Here is an 18298-nt window from a genome sequence, read left to right on the forward strand (position 1 = left end):
AAGGCCACTCTGCCTCAGATGACCTTGAACCGGACCAGCGCCCCCAGGGCCAGCGCTCCCGGCAGCAGCGGCACCCAGACGGTGATGATGCGGTAGGCCAGCACCACCGCCGTGGCCACCGCCGCCGGACCTCCCACCGCGACCAGGGCCACGATCAGGGCCGCCTCGACCGAACCCAGCCCGCCCGGTGTGGGCACCAGCGCCACCGCGACGGTCGCCGCGAGGTAGGCGAGCGCCATGTGCGCCACCGGCACCGGCAGCCGCAGCGCCTGGCCGACCGCGGCGAGACCGGCCGCCTGCAGCGCGGGAAAGGCCAGCGAGCCGCCCCACAGGGCCAGGGCGCGGGTCGGCCGGGTGTGCACCGACCGCGCCTCGCCGAGGGCGTCGCGGACGAAGGCGTACACGCGCGTGCGCAGCGGTCGTACGAGGGACACGACGGCCGCCGCCACGACCAGCAGTCCGGCCGCGCCCAGCAGCAGCGGCAGGGCGGAGCCGTCCGGCAGCAGGGGGCCGAGCCGCAGCGCGTCGGGGAAGGCGAGCAGCAGCACGGACAGCAGACCGAGCCGGCCCACGGACTCGGCCAGCAGGTACAGGGCGAGCGCGGCCGAGGAGCGGGCCAGCGGCACCCCGCACACGGTCATGAAGCGCAGGTTCACCGCGCCCGCGCCCAGCCCGGTGGGCAGCAGATGGTTGGCCGAGGCCGCAGCGAACTGGGTGGCCAGCAGCCGCCCCTTCGGCAGCGGCTGCACCACCGCGCCCTGCCGGGTGAACGCGGCGGCCACCCAGGTCAGACAGGTGGCGCCGGCCGCGGCGAGCAGCCAGGGCCAGGAGGCGGTGCGCAGCTGGCCGAAGCCCTCGGCGAGCAGGGAACGGTTCCGTACGGCGACCACGGCGACGAGTGCGAGCGGCACCAGGCACACCGCCTGGCGGACGGGGACGCGACGGGGGAGACGTCCCCGGGGAGGTGGGGGAAGCGGGACGGCAGTCACATCAGCAGAGGTTCTCCGCGCCGCACCAACGGCGGGTGAAAAGACAGGAACATTGACCTCAACGAAGCTTGAGGTTCTACGTTCGTTCCCATGAGCATGGAGACCACTGCATGGATGCAGCTGCACAGTGTCATGAGCGCACAGGCCGAGCGCCGTCCGTTCGCCCGCGCCACCCTGCGCCGTATCGCCGCCTTCGCCCGCCCGCACCGCGCGGGCATCGTCCGGTTCGTGCTGCTCGGGGTGGCCACGGCCCTGCTCGCCGTGGCCACCCCGGTGCTCGCCGGCCGCGTCGTCGACGCGATCGTGGCGGGGCACGACTCCGCCACGGTGGTCCGGCTCTCCCTGCTCATCGCGCTGGTCGCCCTCGCCGAGGCGGGGCTCGGCATCCTCGGCCGGCGCCTGTCGGCGACGCTCGGGGAGGGACTCATCCTCGACCTCAGAACGGCTGTGTTCGATCATGTGCAGCGCATGCCCGTCGCGTTCTTCACACGGACTCGTACGGGAGCGCTGGTCAGCCGTCTCAACAACGACGTGATCGGCGCCCAGCGGGCCTTCGCCAACACCCTGTCGGGCGTGGTCAGCAATCTGGTCACCCTGCTGCTCACCCTCGCGGTGATGCTCACCCTGTCCTGGCAGATCACCTTGCTCGCGCTGGTGCTGCTGCCGGTGTTCGTGCTGCCGGCCCGCCGCATGGGCACCCGGATGGCACGCATGCAGCGCGAGGCGGCGGCGCTGAACGCGGCCATGGGCACCCGGATGACCGAGCGCTTCTCCGCACCGGGCGCCACCCTGGTCAAGCTGTTCGGCCGCCCGGAGGAGGAGTCGGCGGAGTTCGCGGCCCGCGCCACCCGGGTCCGTGACATCGGCGTCCGCACGGCCACGGCCCAGTCGGTCTTCATCACCTCCCTCACCCTGGTCTCCGCCCTCGCGCTGGCCCTCGTCTACGGCCTCGGCGGCTGGTTCGCGCTGCACGGCACCCTGCAGGCGGGCGCGGTCGTCTCCCTCGCCCTGCTGCTGACCCGCCTGTACGCCCCGCTGACCGCGCTCGCCGGAGCCAGGGTCGAGGTGATGAGCGCGCTCGTCAGTTTCGAGCGGGTCTTCGAGGTGCTGGACCTCCAGCCGCTGATCGAGGAGAAGCCGGACGCCCGCGAGGTCCCCGAGGGCCCGGTCGCCGTCGAGTTCGACGACGTCCGCTTCTCCTATCCCTCGGCCGACCAGGTCTCCCTCGCCTCCCTGGAGGAGGTCGCCGCCCTCGACACCCGCGGCGGCTCCGAGGTCCTGCACGGCGTCTCCTTCCGCGCCGAACCCGGCCAGACGGTCGCCCTCGTCGGCTCCTCCGGCGCCGGCAAGTCCACCATCGCCCAGCTGTTGCCACGCCTGTACGACGTCGACGCGGGCGCGGTCCGCATCGGCGGGGTCGACGTCCGCGACCTGACCGCCGCCTCGCTGCGCGGCACGCTCGGCATGGTCACCCAGGACGGCCATCTCTTCCACGACACGGTCCGCGCCAACCTGTGGCTGGCCCGCCCGGAGGCGACGGACGAGGAACTCTGGGACGCGCTGGGCCGCGCCCGCCTGGCCGACGTCGTACGGTCCCTGCCCGACGGCCTCGACACCGTGGTCGGTGAGCGCGGCTACCGGCTCTCCGGCGGCGAACGCCAGCGCATGACCATCGCCCGTCTCCTGCTGGCCCGCCAGCGCGTGGTCATCCTGGACGAGGCCACCGCCCACCTGGACAACACCTCCGAGGCGGCCGTCCAGGAAGCCCTCACCGAGGCCCTGGAGGGCCGCACCGCCGTGGTCATCGCCCACCGCCTGTCCACGGTCCGCGCCGCCGACCAGATCCTGGTCGTGGAGTCCGGCCGGATCGTGGAACGCGGCACGCACGAGGAACTGCTGGCGGGCGGGGGCCGGTACGCGGAGCTGTACCGCACCCAGTTCGCGGAGCGGGAGGGCGCCCTGACGGCACCGGCGGAGAGGACCGAAGCGCTGGGCGAGGCGGTTGAGCTGGCGTGAGGGCTGTGGTGTGGGGCGAGGCGGGTTGGGCCGGCGGAGGGGCTGTGGTGTGGGGCGAGGCGACCGGGTCGGTGAGAGCGGGAGAGTCGCTCACGATGAGTGCTGGACACGTCACCCGTGTAGCGGTATCAGCGGGCAGAGTTCGCAGATCGGGACATACGGTTTCTTTGCTCGGCGTCTTTGTCGAGCTGGAATGGCCCGTCGCCCGCTTGCGGGACCGCCGTCCCAGGCGAGCGGACCACCGCGCCGACATGGAAACGGAAGAGGCAAGTTCGATGTTGCTGACCCAGGTCGCCCTCGTATCCGAAACCAACCAGATCACCCCCGCGCAGCTCAACCGCGTGGCGGCCGCGCTGCAGAAGCAGGCCACCCGGGACTTCGGCCCCCTCTGGAACGTCTCCGCGACCGTCGACCCGTTCGACATACTGGAGGACGTCCCCGTCGGGTACTGGCCCGTCATCGTGCGCGACGACATCAACGAGCCCGGTGCCGCCGGAATCCACCTCGATGAGCACGGCCAACCGTTCGCCCTCGTCCAGTACAGCGACAGCTGGTCGCTCACGGCGAGTCACGAGACGCTCGAGATGCTGGCCGACCCGGGCGGCAACAGGCTCATGGCGGGCCAGTCCCCCAAACCGGACCAGGGAGTCGTCGAGTTCCTGGTCGAGGTGGCCGATCCCCCGGAGGACCCGCAATTCGGGTACACCGTGAACGGACTGCTCGTCTCGGACTTCATCACGCCGCGCTTCTACGACCCGGTGCCGGCCGACGGCGTCCGGTACAGCTTCGCCGGCAACATTGAGAAGCCCCGTTCGATCCGCGAAGGCGGCTACATCTCCTTCCTCGACCGCACCACCAATCACTGGTGGCAGCAGGTCTGGTTCGGCACGTCCCAGCCCACGTTCCGTGATCTCGGGCGCATGACGGACCGGGTCGGCAGCCTCCGCTCCGCCATCGACGCCAAGACGGACACGGCTCTGCGCATCGCCCAGTCCGGACCGCAGTCCCTCAAGTTCGCCGACGCCAGGGCATTGACCGCGCAGATCAAGAAGACCACTGCCTCGCGGGCAGAAGGCTGGCGGCAACAGATCGAGGCCCTGATGGCAGGCAAGATCGTCGAGAGTGCCTGGGAGGAAGGCGAGGAGCAAAATGGGTAATGCGCCATCCCGAGCGGGAGGACTGCCATGGGCGAAGCAGACGAAAGGGAGAGAAGGGCTCGCGCGGCCCAGTTGCACCAGCAGATCGAGAGGATAAAGGCCAGGGCGTCACAGCCGCGGCCGCCTCGCGCGGATGAACCGCCCGACGGCGAAAGCATGCGCGAGTACACCCAGCGACGCGCGCGCGAGCGTGAGCGCGAGACAGTCGAACCGGACGAACAGACGGAACAGGACCAGTAGGACGCCTTGGGGTCGACGGTCGTACACGGTTGACCCCAAGCCTCGGGGTGGGCGTGGTCGCGGGTGGATTGGTCTGCCGTCCGGGGGAGCCTCGCGGCGGCTCCCGCGCGTTGGGTCGCATGCATAGGTTCTCGCTGCTACGCACAACATCCATGGCGAACGGTGAGGACTCCATCCAAGAGAGCGTTACGCAGGCGCCGGCCGGCGTGCAGGGGCAGCCGACAGAAGTCAAACTGGCCGTAGCGGCCGGTGCGGCTGGCATCGATGATGTCCTCTTTGGGATCTTCGCGACAGTGCTATCCGGCCTGCTCGGGCTATTCATTCGCCCGCCTGCGCCCGCACCCCAGTGACGTGCGACCGAAGCGTCGTTGTATCGCACCCCTCCCGACGGCCACCCTATTTTTTCCTATCCCCTTCGCTCCGGCCCGGAGCCGAGCGGCGATTCGGGATCCTGGCACCAAGGTGTGTTCGGCTAGGTAGAGCCGACGGTCAATCAGGGCCTGGCCTCGCGAGGACGCGCGGAACCCTGTCTCGTCCACGATCAACACGCCGTCCCCGTCGAGGTGGTCCAGACGTAGGAGCGGACCGCGTCGCCGAGGATGAACGCCCGTGCCGTCGCCCGCGGTTCCACTCGGCGAAACCGGCCCGCGACGCGGGCCATGGCCTGGTCGAACATCGCCTGCAGCGCACCGCGTCTATGTTGTGACCCGCGGCCATCGCGCGATCTTCAGGAGTCCACACAACCCCTGATGATCACGCGTTGGCCGTTCTCATACTCACCCGGGCCCAGCGCAAAATCGCGAGGGCCGACCGGATGGGGATGGCGCGCTCTCGCCCGAGGCGGCTGATCCACCTGTCAATCCCTTTGCGCGGCCGAGCAGGTCGCTCCTGGCGTGCAAGCGCATAGGAACCGTGCGCCAGGGCAGCGCGCCGACAGCTGGCCCGGATCAAGGAGATCGTGTAAGCAGACGATCCGGAGCGCACCCACAGCGGGGGCTGGGCCTTCCCCGCTCGGCAGTACGACGACGTCAGGTGGGCCTTCTGCGGGGGCGACATCGGGGCCTCTCGTCGTACTCGTCAGCCTGGTAGAAGGCCGCGATCTGGGCGATCTGACGCAACCTCTCCTCGAACCAGTCGAGGGACACCGCGCGGCCTGGTGATCGGCCTCCCGGATGGGGATTGCCACTGCCTCGACGCCTAGCTGGATCACGAAGTCGCACTGGAGTGCCAGGCGGTCAGGTTGTGCCGTACCACTTGACTCCACTGGTCCGGACCTTTAGCTTCACGCCTTAAACAAAGCCTGTGGACGCCCCAACCCTCGGTGTGCTCACGGGCGTTGGCGCGCACCCCCCACGTGAAAGGCCCCCTCCCACACATGGCCAGACCTCTTCCCGCAGCAGTCTCCCTCGGCGTCCTCGCGCTGTCCGCCGGACTGCTCACCGCCTCCCCCGCCCAGGCCGCCACCGGCGCCATCACCGGGCTCGCCGGCAAGTGTCTCGACGTCGCCGGGGCCAACTCGGCCGACGGCACGCCCGTCCAGCTCTACGACTGCAACGGCACCAACGCCCAGCAGTGGACGGTCGGCACCGACGGCACCATCCGCGCCCTCGGCAAGTGCCTTGACGTGACCGGCAATTCGACCGCCGACGGCGCCAAGGTGCAGCTGTGGAGCTGTACCGGCGGTGCGAACCAGAAGTGGACCGTCACCGCCGCCCACGACATCGTCAACCCCCAGGCGAACAAGTGCCTGGACGTCACCGACAACAACTCCGCCAACGGCACCCGGACACAGATCTGGAGCTGCACCGGCGGCGCCAACCAGAAGTGGACCGCACCCGCGAGCGGGGGCGACGGCACCCCGTCCGCGCCCATGGCCGTCGCGCCGTACCTCTACAACGGCTGGGGCAGCCCGCCCAACCCGACCACCATCACCCAGGCCACCGGCGTCAAGTGGTTCACCCTCGCCTTCGTGCTCAGCAACGGCTACTGCAACCCGCAGTGGGACGGCAGCCGCCCGCTGACCGGCGGGGTCGACCAGCAGACGATCAACACCGTGCGGGCCGACGGCGGTGACGTCATCCCCTCCTTCGGCGGCTACAGCGGCAACAAGCTGGAGAGCTCCTGCTCCAGCGCGGGCGAGCTGGCGGCGGCCTACCAGAAGGTCATCAACGCCTACGGCCTGAAGGCGATCGACATCGACATCGAGGCCGACGCCTACAGCAGCGCGACCGTGCAGCAGCGCACCGTGGACGCGCTGAAGACCGTGAAGGCGAACAACCCGGGGCTGAAGGTGTACATCACCCAGGGAACCGGGCAGAGCGGGCCCGACACCAGCCTCATCAACCGGGCCGCCTCCTCCGGGCTGACCGCGGACGCCTGGGCCATCATGCCGTTCGACTTCGGCGGCGCCGGACAGAACATGGGCAACCTCACCACCCAGGCCGCCGAGGGCCTGAAGAACGCGCTGAAGAACGCCTACCACTACAGCGACGACCAGGCCTACCGGGACATGGGCATCTCGTCCATGAACGGCATCACCGACAACAACGAGACCGTCACGGTGAACGACTTCCGGACCATCCTGGCCTACGCACAGGCGCACCACCTCGCCCGGCTCACCTTCTGGTCCGCCAACCGCGACCGGCCGTGCACCGGCGGCCCCGCCGACAGCTGCTCCGGCGTGAGCCAGTCCGACTGGGACTACACCCGCGTCTTCGCCGCCTACACCGGCTGAGCCCCCGCAGGAGAACCCGTGCTTCCTCTCTCACGTCGTAGACCAACCGCCGTCGCCCTCGTCGTGGCAGCGGCCGCCGCCTTGCTCACCGCCGCGCCGACGCCCCTGCTCGGCGCCGGCCCCGCGCGCGCCGCCACCGCCCAGGCCGCCGCCCTGCCCACCGGCTTCGCGACCGTCATCGACGCCGCGAGCGGCAAGTGCCTGGACGCCAAGGCCGCGGCCACCGCCAACGGCACCGCCGTCCAGCAGTACACCTGCAACGGCACCAACGCCCAGCAATGGAGTTTCACCGACGCCGGTGACGGCTACGTCCACATCGACAACCGCAACGACACCAACCAGGTCGTCGACGTCAGCGACGTGTCCACGGCCGACAACGCACCGGTGCACCTGTGGAGTTACGTCGGCGGCGCCAACCAGCAGTGGCAGGCCGTGGACGACGGCGGCGGCGCCTTCCACTTCGTCAACAAGAACAGCGGCAAGTGCCTGGACGACCCCGGTGCTTCCACCGCCGACAGCGTGCAGTTCGTGCAGTACACCTGCAACGGCACCGCCGCCCAGCGCTTCCAGGTGGTCCCCGTGACCCAGCCGGCCACGAACCCGGACCTCGGTCCGAACGTCGTCGTCTTCGACCCGTCCATGTCGTCCTCCGTCATACAGAGCAAGCTGGACGCGATCTTCAAGCAGCAGGAGACCAACCAGTTCGGCGCCCAGCGCTACGCAGTCCTCTTCAAGCCCGGCGCCTACAGTGCGGACGTCAACGTCGGCTTCTACACCCAGGTGCTCGGCCTCGGACTGACCCCGGACGCGGTCTCCATCAACGGTGCCGTACACGCCGAGGCCGACTGGTTCCAGGGCAACGCCACGCAGAACTTCTGGCGCGGCGCCGAGAACCTCTCGGTCAACCCGGCGAAAGGCAGCGACCGCTGGGCGGTCTCGCAGGCCGCGCCGTACCGCCGGATGCATCTGCGCGGCAACCTCGCCCTGGACGACGGCGGCTGGTCCTCCGGCGGCTACCTCGCCGACAGCAAGGTGGACGGACAGGTCAACTCCGGCTCGCAGCAGCAGTGGCTGACCCGCAACTCCCAGCTCGGCGGCTGGACCGGGGCCAACTGGAACATGGTGTTCGTCGGCAGTCAGGGTGTCCCGGCCACCAGTTTCCCCAATCCGCCGTACACCACCGTCGCCCAGAGCCCGGTCACCCGTGAGAAGCCGTTCCTGTACGTCGACGGCTCCGGTGACTACCAGGTGTTCGTGCCGTCCGTGCGCTCCAACACCACGGGTACCAGCTGGGCGAGCGGCAGCCCGCAGGGCACCTCGCTGCCGCTCAGCCAGTTCTACGTCGTCAAGCCGGGCGCCACCGCCGCACAGATCAACGCGGCCCTCGCGGCGGGGCAGAACCTGCTCGTCACGCCCGGCGTCTACCACCTCGACCAGACCCTGAAGGTGACCCGCCCCGACACGGTCGTCCTCGGCCTCGGGCTCGCCACCTTCGTCCCGGACAACGGCATCACCGCGATGAGCGTCGCCGACGTCGACGGCGTCAAGATCGCGGGCCTGCTCTTCGACGCCGGCACCACCAGCTCGAAGACCCTGGTCGAGGTCGGGCCGGCCGGCTCCACCGCCTCCCACGTGGCCGACCCGACCTCCCTGCACGACGTCTACTTCCGCATCGGCGGCGCGGGCGTCGGCAAGGCGGTCACCAGCCTCGTCGTGAACAGCAAGAACGTCATCGGCGACCACATGTGGATCTGGCGCGCCGACCACGGCGGCGGCGTCGGCTGGACCAGCAACACCGCCGACACCGGACTCGTCGTGGGCGGCGACGACGTGACGATGTACGGCCTGTTCGTGGAGCACTTCCAGAAGTACCAGGTGATCTGGAACGGCAACGGCGGCCGCACCTACTTCTTCCAGAACGAGATGCCGTACGACCCGCCCAGCCAGTCCGCCTGGATGAACGGCTCCACGCGCGGCTACGCCGCCTACAAGGTCGCCGACTCCGTCACCAGCCATCAGGCGTACGGGTTCGGCAGCTACTGCTACTTCAACGTCAACCCGAGCGTGACCGCCGACCGTGCCTTCGAGGTGCCGGACAACCCGAACGTCCGCTTCACCAGCATGGTCACCGTCTCCCTCGGCGGCACCGGCACCATCAGTCACGTCATCAACAACACCGGAGGACCCTCGAACTCCTCGGCCAACGTCGCGGACCTCGTCCGCTACCCGTGAGCGAAGGGCGTGGCCTCCCGGACGTGTGAGGCACCGCCGCGTGGATACGCGGACTGGACGGACACCAGGGCCCGTCCGGAAGGCCACCCCTGCCATGACCAGCGAAAACCAGCTCTCTCCCGAGTCGGAGATCACTCTCCGGGTCAACGGGAAGCCCCACACCCTGCACGTCGACCACCGGCGTGTCCTGCTGGACCTGCTCCGCGAGGACCTCGGTCTCACCGGGGCGAAGAAGGGCTGCGACCACGGCCAGTGCGGTGCCTGCACCGTGCTGGCCGACGGCCGCCGCCTCAACAGCTGTCTGCTGCTCGCGGTCGCCCTCGACGGCAGCGAGATCACCACCGTCGAAGGCCTCGGCGGGGACGGCGAGGAGCCGCACCCGCTGCAGCGGGCCTTCCTCGACCGCGACGCCTTCCAGTGCGGCTACTGCACCCCAGGGCAGATCTGCTCCGCCCTCGGCATGCTCGCCGAGGCCGCCGCCGGCCACCCCTCCCATGTCACCGACCCCGCGGCCCCCTCCGGCCGGCCCGTCCCGCTGGACCGGCCCGAGATCCGCGAGCGCCTGAGCGGCAACCTGTGCCGCTGCGGCGCCTACCCACGCATCGTCGAGGCGGTGGAGGACGTGATCCGGTGAACGGCTTCGGATACCTCAGGCCCGGCAGCGTCCAGGAGGCCGTCGAGGCGTACGCCACCCACCCCGGCGCCCGCTATCTGGCCGGCGGCACCAACGTGGTCGACCTGATGAAACTCGGCGTGGAGCGGCCCACCGTCCTCATCGACGTCGGCAGGCTGCCGCTGGCCGGCATCGAGGAGCTGCCCGACGGCTCGCTGCGCGTCGGCGCCACCGTCCGCAACAGTGACCTGGCCGCCGACCCCCGCGTCCGCGACCGCTACCCGGTGCTGTCCCAGGCGCTCCTCTCCGGCGCCTCCGGGCAGTTGCGCAACGCCGCCACCACCGGCGGCAACCTGCTCCAGCGCACCCGCTGCCCCTACTTCCAGGACCTGGACAAACCCTGCAACAAACGCGAGCCCGGCAGCGGCTGCGGCGCCCGGGTGGGCGTCCACCGCGACCACGCCGTCCTCGGGCACTCGGAGCACTGCATCGCCACCAACCCGTCCGACATGGCCGTCGCCCTCGCCGCGCTGGACGCACAGGTCGAGCTGTACGGCACCGAGGGCGTCCGGCGGCTACCGGCGGCCGAGTTCCACCGGCTGCCGGGCGAGCATCCCGACCGGGACACCTGGATCGGCCCCGGCGAACTGATCACCGGTGTCCTGCTTCCGGCGGCCACCGCCGGCGTCCCGTCCGCCTACCGCAAGGCCCGCGACCGGGCGTCGTACGCCTTCGCCCTCGCCTCCGTGGCCGTCGTGCTGCGGGTAGCGGAGGGCGTCATCGACCATGCGGGGATCGCCTTCGGCGGGCTCGCCCACCGGCCCTGGCGGGCCCGGCACACCGAGCTGGCGCTGTTGGGCGGCCCCGCGACCCCCGCCGCCTTCGAGGGAGCCGTGGCGCTGGAGCTCGCGCACGCCGAGCCACTGCGGGACAACGCCTACAAGGTGCCCCTCGCCCGCAATCTCGCCCTGGACGTCCTGAACCGTCTCGCCCCGGCACCGGCGGTCGCCTGAGCCGGCGCAACAGGAGTGAGCAGAGCAGGAGGAACCCATGACCGGCAACTCCCCGGGCACTCCCGCCGAACACCGGGACGCACGCAACACGTCCCCCGACGGGCCTTTCGCCGAGCGCCGGCCGGGCAGGGACGCGGCCCTGGGCGCCCCCACCACGGCTTTCGGTGAGCGCCGGTCAGGTGGGGTCCCGGCCCTCGGCAGCGCGTCGGTCGGGTCTGCGGCACCAGGCAGCGCCGCGCACGCTCCCGTAGAGCACCGCGGCGCACGGAACGCGGCCCCGGGCAGCTCTGTCGGGTCCCTCGGTGAGCCTCGGCCAGGAGGGCACCCGGGCGGCGCCCTGGGCGCGCCCGCCGAGCGCCGGGAAGGACTGCAGAAGGTCACCGGTACCGCCCGTTACGCCGCCGAGTACGCCCTGCCCGGCCGGGTCCACGCCTGGCCCGTGCCGGCCGCGATCGCACGTGGCCGGGTCACCGCCGTCGACGCCTCGGCCGCCCTCGCCCTGCCCGGCGTCCTCGCCGTCCTCACCCCCGACGACGCCCCGCGCCTCGCGGCACCCGAGGACGCCACGCTCGCCGTCCTGCAGGGCCCGCACGTGCCGCACCGGGGCTGGTGCGTGGCCCTCGCCGTCGCCGACACCCTGGAGACGGCCCGCGCGGCCGCCCGGGCGGTACGTGTCACCTACACGGCCGAACCCCACGACGCCGGTCTGGACCCCGGGCATCCGGACGCCTACGAGCCGGAGGAGGCCAACGCCGGCTATCCGGGCCGCGTCGAGCACGGCGACCCGGAGGCCGCCTACGCCGCGGCCGAGGTGCGCGTCGATGCCACCTACCGGGTGTCGCCGCTGCACAATCACCCCATGGAGCCGCACACCAGCACGGCCCACTGGGACGGGGACCGGCTCACCGTGTACACCTCCAGCCAGGGCGGTACGACCGTGCGGGAGGTCCTCGCCCAGCTGTTCGAGCTGCCCGAGGACCGGATCACCGTCGTCACCGAGCACGTCGGCGGCGGCTTCGGCTCCAAGGGCACCCCGCGCCCCGACGTCGTCCTCGCCACCATGGCCGCCCGGCGCACCGGCCGGCCCGTCACCCTCGCCTACCCCCGCCGCCACCTGCCCACCACCGTCGGCCACCGCGCCCCCACCGTGCAGCGGCTGCGCCTCGGCGCGAGCGCGGACGGCACGCTCACCGCCGTGCTGCACGAGGTGACCACCCACACCTCCCGGGTGAAGGAGTTCGTGGAGCAGGCCGCGGTGCCCGCCCGCGTCATGTACGCCACCCCGGCCCTGCTCAGCTCCCACCGGGTGGTGCCGCTCGACGTGCCCAGCCCGTCCTGGATGCGCGCCCCCGGCGAGGCGCCCGGCATGTACGCCCTGGAGTCGGCCGTGGACGAACTCGCCGACGCCCTCGGCATGGACCCGGTGGAGCTGCGCGTCCGCAACGAACCCGAGCGCGAGCCCGGCAGCGGCAAACCGTTCAGCAGCCGACACCTCGTGGAGTGCCTGCGCGAGGGCGCCCGCCGCTTCGGCTGGGCCGAGCGCGACCCACGCCCGGGTGTGCGCCGCGAGGGCCCGCTGCTCATCGGCACCGGCGTGGCCGCGGCCACCTACCCGGCCGCGGCCGTCCCGGCCACCGCGACCGCCCGGGCCCTGCCCGACGGCGGCTTCATCGTCCGGATCAATGCGACCGACATCGGCACCGGGGCCCGTACCGTCCTCGCCCAGATCGCCGCCGACGCCCTCGGTGTGCCCCTCGACCGGGTCCGCACCGAGATCGGGCACAGCGACCTGCCCTCGGCCTGGCTGGCCGGCGGCTCCATGGGCACCGCCTCCTGGGGCTGGGCCGTACACGACGCGTGTGCCGAACTGGCTTCCCGGCTCGCCGCGCACACCGGGCCGCTGCCGGCCGACGGCATCGAGACCCACGCCGACACCGCCGGGCAGGCCGACTCCGACAGCCCCTACGCCCGGCACGCCTTCGGCGCCCACTTCGCCGAGGCCGCCGTCGACACCGTCACCGGCGAGACCCGGGTACGGCGACTGCTCGGGATCTTCGCCGCCGGGCGGATCCTCAACTCCCGTACCGCACGCTCCCAGTTCACCGGCGGCATGACCATGGGCCTCGGCATGGCCCTCACCGAACACAGCACGGTGGACCCCGCGTTCGGCGACTTCACCGAGGCAGACCTCGCCACCTACCACCTGTCGGCGCACGCCGACGTCCCCGACATCGAGGCCGACTGGATCGACGAGGACGACCCGCACCTGAACCCCATGGGCAGCAAGGGAATCGGCGAGATCGGCATCGTCGGCACCGCGGCCGCCATCGGCAACGCCGTCCACCACGCCACCGGCATCCGCTTCCGTGACCTGCCCCTCACGCCCGACCGGATCCTCGCCGGCCTGCTGTCCGAGGCGTGACCGTGACAGGGCCGACCTGGGAGTACGAGGGCTACCGGCCGGAGGACGAACGCCTGCGGGAGTCGCTGTGCACCCTGGGCAACGGGTATTTCGCCACCCGCGGGGCACTGCCCGAGTGCACCGCGGACGACGTCCACTACCCGGGCACCTATGTGGCCGGCTGCTACGACCGGCTCACCTCCGAGGTCGCCGGACGCCGGGTCGAGAACGAGGACATGGTCAATCTCCCCAACTGGCTGCCACTGCGCTTCCGTCCGGCGGGCGGCGCCTGGCTCACCCCGGACGCCGACCCCGTCACCGAGCACCATCTGACGCTCCATCTCGACCCCGGACTGCTGGAACGCCGCACCAGCTACGGCCTCGACGGCGGCACCACGCTCCATGTGCGCCAGTTGCGCTTGGTCCACCTGGCCGACCGTCATATCGCCGCGATGCGCACCGAGTTCACCGTCGAAGGCAAGGGGACCGAGCTGGAGGTCGAGGCCGCGCTCGACGGACGCGTCACCAACTCCGGCGTGACCCGCTACCGGGACCTGGACGGCCGGCACCTCACCCAGATCCGGACCGGCCTCGCCGCACACGGCGCGATGTGGCTGCGCTGCCACACCCGCACCTCCCGTATCGAATGCGCCCTGGCCGGCCGGCTGGCCACCGACGCGCCGGTGGCGACGGCCCACGAGGCCCTGCGCGCCGTCCAGCACGTGAAGCTGCGCCTGACACCCGGCCGTACCGTCACCGTCGACAAGACGGTCGCGCTGCACACCTCGCACGACCCCGCCATCGGTGACCCGCTGGACGCGGCCGTCGACCGCGTCGGCGCCGCCCCCGACTTCGACGCACTGCTGGAGACGCACACGGCGGCCTGGGAGCAGCTGTGGCGGCGCACCGCGCTCGAGGTGCCAGGGGAGGCGGGCAGCATCCTGCGCCTGCACCTGTTCCACGTGCTGCAGACCCTGTCGCCGCACACGGCCGACCTCGACGCCGGTGTCCCCGCCCGCGGACTCCACGGCGAGGCCTACCGCGGCCATGTCTTCTGGGACGAACTCTTCGTCCTGCCCTACCTCAACCTGCACCTCCCCGAGGTCTCCCGGGCCCTGCTCCACTACCGGCACCGGCGTCTCGACACGGCCTGCCACGCGGCCGGCGAACTCGGCCGGCGCGGCGCGCTCTACCCGTGGCAGAGCGGCAGCGACGGCCGCGAGGAGGCCCAGGAATTCCACCTCAACCCGCGCTCCGGCCGCTGGGTGCCGGACCACTCCCGGCTCCAGCACCACGTCGGCTCGGCGGTGGCCTACAACATCTGGCAGTACTGCGAGGCGACCGGGGACACCGACTTCCTGCACGGCGAGGGCGCCGAGATGCTGCTGCAGATCGCGCGCTTCTGGGCGGACTCGGCCGGTTACGACGACCGCCTCGGCCGGTATCGCATCCGCGGCGTGATGGGCCCCGACGAGTACCACGACGCCTACCCCGGCGCGCCCCAGCCGGGTCTGGACGACAACGCGTACACCAACGTCACCGCGGCCTGGGTGCTCGCCCGCACCCTGGACCTGCTGGACATCCTGCCCGAACCGCGCCGCCGCGAACTCACCGAGAGCATCGGCCTGGACGAGGACGAGCCCGCCCACTGGGAGGAGATCTCCCGCACTCTCCACATCCCCTTCCACGACGGGGTGATCAGCCAGTTCGAGGGCTACGGCGACCTCGCCGAGCTGGACTGGGACGACTACCGCAAGCGGTACGAAGACATCCGCCGGCTCGACCGGATCCTGGAGGCCGAGGGCGACACCGCCAACCGCTACAAGGCGTCCAAACAGGCCGACGTCCTCATGCTCGGCTACCTCTTCTCGATGTCCGAACTCCGCGCCCTTTTCCACCGGTTGGGCTATCACCTGGACGAACACACCTGGATCGCGACCGTCGACCACTACCTGCACCGCACCAGCCACGGCTCCACCCTCAGCGGTCTGGTCCACGGCTGGATCCTGACCCGCGCCCGCCGCGCCGACGCCTGGGCCTTCGTCCAGGAGGCGCTGCGCGGCGACATCGCCGACCTGCAGGGCGGCACCACCGGCGAGGGCATCCACCTCGGCGCCATGGCCGGCACCCTCGACCTCGTGCAGCGCGGACTGACCGGCCTGGAGACCCGCGACGGCGCCCTGTGTCTCGACCCGGTCCCCCTGCCCGAACTCTCCTCCTACGGCTTCGCCATCCGCTACCACGGCCACTGGGGCGTCCATCTCCGCCTGCGCGGCGGCCTGCTGGAGATCGCCGTACCGGACTCCGACCGCGCCCCCATAGACGTCTGCCTGCGCGAACGGGTGGTGCCGGTGGGTCCGGGGGAGGCGGCACGGCTGGTGGTCCCGGAGTGACACCGCTCAGCCGTCCGTCACCGGGTACCGGTGCACGGGCGGCAGCCCGGGCAGCAGATCCGGCCACACGGTGTCCAGGACATGTGCGCTCGGCGTGAACAGCGGCCGACCGAGCCGGGGCAGATCGCCGACCTCGTGCCACTCCCAGCGGCGGATCAACCGCGGTTCGGTGACCACGGGTTCGCCGATGAAGGAGGTCACCCGGACGGCGGCCGTCACCCGGGGGATGCCGTGCACGTAGTCCATCAGGATCGCCCGCACACGCGCCCCGGCCGGGTCGGCCGTCAAGGACGTCTCCTCCTCCAGCTCGCGGACGGCCGCCGCGGCGAAGTCCTCGTCCGGGTCGTTCTTGCCGCCGGGCAACTCCCAGACGCCCCGCACCGACCAGCCCAGCAGCACCCGGCCCGCCGCGTCCGTGACGACGACACCGGCGCCGGTGAGGGCGTGCGGGGAGGGGCGGCCCTTGCCGGCGTATCCGGGCGTGGTGGGGGAGGGGCCGCGCAGGACGAGCAGCGCCAGGCCGTCGGCGTCGTAGCGGTCGGCGGACGTCCAGCCGGTGCGGAGCAGACCGATCTCCTGCTCGTCCAGGGCGATGCCACGCCGCTCGTCCGGCACCGCGTCCACGACCGGCGTGATCACACACAGCGCGCCGCCCGGGCGCAGCCGTTCGCGCAGCCGGTTCAGCACCCGGGTACGGTCGCGGACGAAGGCCCAGCAGAGCCGGACGGTGATCAAGTCGTAGGCGGCGGAGGCCAGTTCACCGAGACCGTCGCGCTCGATGTCCAGGCGGCGGTATGTCACGCCGTCCGCCTCGGTGCGCCGGGCCTCCCTGAGCGCGGCCTCGGACCAGTCGACGGCGTCCACCCAGTAGCCGGATCCGGCCAGATGCCGGGCGAGTTCGCCGACTCCGCAGCCGACGTCCAGCGCGAGTCCGCCCGCGGGCGCCGGAACATGCTCCGCCAGCAGCCTCCGTTCGGTGTCACCCAGCTCACGGAACCGGCCGCCGCCCGCGTAGTGCACGTCCCACTCCTCGCGCCTCACATATGCCACCGGGCCTCCTCGGGTCGCTCGTCTCCCTGGACTTCGGGATCCTCGCCCGGCGGCGCCCGCCGTACACCGCGGTGCGCGATCTCGACGCGGACGGCCGGGCAGACCACCATGCACCGGTACGTGGTCGAAGCGGGAAGGAGACGGCGGAGATGAGCGCGAGCGACGCCCCCTTGCGTGTGCTGGCGGTGGACGACGAGGAGCCCGCGCTGGAGGAGCTGCTCTACCTCCTGGAACGCGATCCCCGGGTCGGCACCGCGGTGCCCGCGGCGGGACCCACCGAGGCGCTGCGCCGGCTCGGCCGGGCCATGGCGGCCGGGCCGGACGGCGAGGAAGCCGTCGACGTCGTCTTCCTCGACATCAACATGCCGGGACTCGACGGCCTGGAACTCGCCCGCCTGCTGGGCGGGTTCGCCGCACCGCCACTGATCGTCTTCGTCACCGCCCACGACGACTTCGCGGTCCGCGCCTTCGACCTCAAGGCCGTCGACTACCTGCTCAAGCCCCTCCGCAAGGAACGCTTCGCCGAGGCCGTACGCCGCGTCGCCGAACTGGTCCGGGCCGGGCAGGGCCCCCGGCCGGCCGCCACCCTCGCCACGACCGCGCCCGGGCACGCACCCGCCTTCGGCGATCAGGTCCCCGTCGAACTGGGCGGGGTGACCCGGTTCCTGCCCATCGCCGACATCACCTATGTCGAGGCCCAGGGCGACTATGCGCGCCTGCACACCCCGCACGGCAGCCACCTGGTGCGCGTGGCGCTGTCCACCCTTGAGGAACAGTGGCGCGCACGCGGGTTCGTGCGCATCCACCGCAGCCGGCTCGTCGCCCTCGGCCGCATCGAGGAACTCCGCCTGGACGGCGGCAACGTGACCGTACGGATCGGCGACCGCGTGCTCGCCGTGAGCCGGCGCAACGCCCGCGAACTACGGGACCTTCTCGCCAAACACGCGGCGGGCAGGGCCCGTTGAACAAGCCGAGCGGCTGCCGGGTGACGGACCTGTGGCGATTCTCGTCCACCCGCTGTCTCGGTGGGGTCCCGCTGCGTACACTCGCCGCAGCACAAGGTGATCACCGCTGCGTCGGGAGTGCGTCATGGGTGCGGAATCCGTCCCTCGCAGAGAGGTGGTCACCGCACGGCCGCGCCCCGGCGGCAGTACGACCGCACCGCGCCCGGATCCCTCGCCGCACTCGGAGGGACGAGTACGGCAGTTGATGCACCATCAGTTGCGGGCCGCGCTCGCCGCCACGGCCCTCCTCGCGCTTCTACTGGGCCTGCTCCCCGTGCTCCTGCGCGTCCTGCCGTTCGCCGACGCCGCACCCCGCGTCCCCCTCGCCGTCTGGCTCCTCCTGGGCGTGGCGCCGTACCCCGCCCTGCTGGCCATCGGCGCCTGGTACGTCCGCCGTGCCGAGCGCAACGAGACCGCCCCGGCCGCCGGCGCTCCCGCGGAACACCCTTGACCATG

At 71.7% G+C, this 18298-nt stretch carries 12 protein-coding genes and 1 pseudogene; 10 read left to right on the forward strand and 3 right to left on the reverse strand.

Translation table 11 applies throughout. The annotated features are described in order from the left end of the window. Positions 1-14: 14 nt before the first annotated feature. Complete coding sequence (locus ACZ418_RS10345; RefSeq protein WP_468359944.1) at positions 15-989, reverse strand: lysylphosphatidylglycerol synthase transmembrane domain-containing protein; 975 nt, start codon at positions 987-989, stop codon at positions 15-17. Between the two features lie 96 nt (positions 990-1085). Between ACZ418_RS10345 and ACZ418_RS10350 the strand changes: the two genes are divergently transcribed. Both ACZ418_RS10350 and ACZ418_RS10355 read left to right on the forward strand, forming a co-directional pair. Continuing rightward, the gene (locus ACZ418_RS10350; RefSeq protein WP_468360777.1) at positions 1086-3005 is read left to right on the forward strand and encodes an ABC transporter ATP-binding protein; all 1920 of its coding nucleotides are present in this window, start codon (positions 1086-1088) and stop codon (positions 3003-3005) included. A gap of 251 nt (positions 3006-3256) precedes the next feature. Further along, positions 3257-4162 carry a hypothetical protein gene (locus ACZ418_RS10355; protein ID WP_468359946.1) on the forward strand — a complete coding sequence of 302 codons (906 nt, stop codon included), beginning with the start codon at positions 3257-3259 and terminating at the stop codon, positions 4160-4162. A gap of 664 nt (positions 4163-4826) precedes the next feature. On the opposite strand, the pseudogene ACZ418_RS10360 reads toward ACZ418_RS10355, so the two are convergent. Continuing rightward, positions 4827-5063 (reverse strand): annotated as a pseudogene (locus ACZ418_RS10360) (IS701 family transposase); the annotation flags it as partial. 714 nt (positions 5064-5777) lie between these two features. Here ACZ418_RS10360 and ACZ418_RS10365 point away from each other — a divergent pair. The 6 genes from ACZ418_RS10365 (at position 5778) to ACZ418_RS10390 (ending at position 15788) form a co-directional block, all read left to right on the forward strand. Next, on the forward strand, positions 5778-7136 hold the full coding sequence (locus tag ACZ418_RS10365; RefSeq protein ID WP_468359949.1) for a lectin: 1359 nt from the start codon (positions 5778-5780) through the stop codon (positions 7134-7136). An 18-nt stretch (positions 7137-7154) separates the two neighbouring features. Continuing rightward, complete coding sequence (locus ACZ418_RS10370; protein ID WP_468359952.1) at positions 7155-9368, forward strand: RICIN domain-containing protein; 2214 nt, start codon at positions 7155-7157, stop codon at positions 9366-9368. A gap of 94 nt (positions 9369-9462) precedes the next feature. Continuing rightward, positions 9463-10002 carry a (2Fe-2S)-binding protein gene (locus tag ACZ418_RS10375; protein WP_468359955.1) on the forward strand — a complete coding sequence of 180 codons (540 nt, stop codon included), beginning with the start codon at positions 9463-9465 and terminating at the stop codon, positions 10000-10002. Continuing rightward, positions 9999-10994 carry an FAD binding domain-containing protein gene (locus ACZ418_RS10380; protein ID WP_468359958.1) on the forward strand — a complete coding sequence of 332 codons (996 nt, stop codon included), beginning with the start codon at positions 9999-10001 and terminating at the stop codon, positions 10992-10994. Before ACZ418_RS10375 ends, ACZ418_RS10380 begins: the two co-directional genes overlap by 4 nt. Positions 10995-11031: 37 nt before the next feature. Next, positions 11032-13416 (forward strand): xanthine dehydrogenase family protein molybdopterin-binding subunit, encoded by a 2385-nt coding sequence (locus tag ACZ418_RS10385; RefSeq protein ID WP_468359960.1) that lies wholly within the window; start codon positions 11032-11034, stop codon positions 13414-13416. Positions 13417-13418: 2 nt separating this feature from the next. After that, complete coding sequence (locus ACZ418_RS10390) at positions 13419-15788, forward strand: glycoside hydrolase family 65 protein (RefSeq protein ID WP_468360781.1); 2370 nt, start codon at positions 13419-13421, stop codon at positions 15786-15788. A 6-nt stretch (positions 15789-15794) separates the two neighbouring features. Here the strand turns inward: ACZ418_RS10390 and ACZ418_RS10395 are convergent, their stop codons facing one another. Further along, entirely contained in the window at positions 15795-16838 is a 1044-nt protein-coding gene (locus tag ACZ418_RS10395) for a bifunctional class I SAM-dependent methyltransferase/NUDIX hydrolase (RefSeq protein ID WP_468359963.1), read from the reverse strand. Positions 16839-16987: 149 nt separating this feature from the next. Here ACZ418_RS10395 and ACZ418_RS10400 point away from each other — a divergent pair, with 149 nt between their 5' ends. Together ACZ418_RS10400 and ACZ418_RS10405 are read left to right on the forward strand one after the other, a co-directional pair. Continuing rightward, positions 16988-17803, forward strand: coding sequence for a LytTR family transcriptional regulator DNA-binding domain-containing protein (locus ACZ418_RS10400; protein WP_468359965.1), 816 nt, complete (start codon positions 16988-16990; stop codon positions 17801-17803). Between the two features lie 124 nt (positions 17804-17927). Beyond that, positions 17928-18293: a hypothetical protein gene (locus tag ACZ418_RS10405; RefSeq protein WP_468359968.1), complete on the forward strand. Its 366-nt coding sequence runs from the start codon at positions 17928-17930 to the stop codon at positions 18291-18293. Positions 18294-18298: the final 5 nt, after the last annotated feature.

The sequence above is a fragment of the Streptomyces sp. NPDC030820 genome, from assembly GCF_055572075.1.

Excerpts from the sequence above, each read along its gene's own strand:
- ACZ418_RS10350 (WP_468360777.1), top strand. The coding sequence starts at position 1,086 with ATGGAGACCACTGCATGGATGCAGCTGCACAGTGTCATGAGCGCACAG.
- ACZ418_RS10355 (WP_468359946.1), top strand. The coding sequence starts at position 3,257 with ATGGAAACGGAAGAGGCAAGTTCGATGTTGCTGACCCAGGTCGCCCTC.
- ACZ418_RS10365 (WP_468359949.1), top strand. The coding sequence starts at position 5,778 with ATGGCCAGACCTCTTCCCGCAGCAGTCTCCCTCGGCGTCCTCGCGCTG.
- ACZ418_RS10375 (WP_468359955.1), top strand. The coding sequence starts at position 9,463 with ATGACCAGCGAAAACCAGCTCTCTCCCGAGTCGGAGATCACTCTCCGG.
- ACZ418_RS10385 (WP_468359960.1), top strand. The coding sequence starts at position 11,032 with ATGACCGGCAACTCCCCGGGCACTCCCGCCGAACACCGGGACGCACGC.
- ACZ418_RS10400 (WP_468359965.1), top strand. The coding sequence starts at position 16,988 with ATGAGCGCGAGCGACGCCCCCTTGCGTGTGCTGGCGGTGGACGACGAG.
- ACZ418_RS10405 (WP_468359968.1), top strand. The coding sequence starts at position 17,928 with ATGGGTGCGGAATCCGTCCCTCGCAGAGAGGTGGTCACCGCACGGCCG.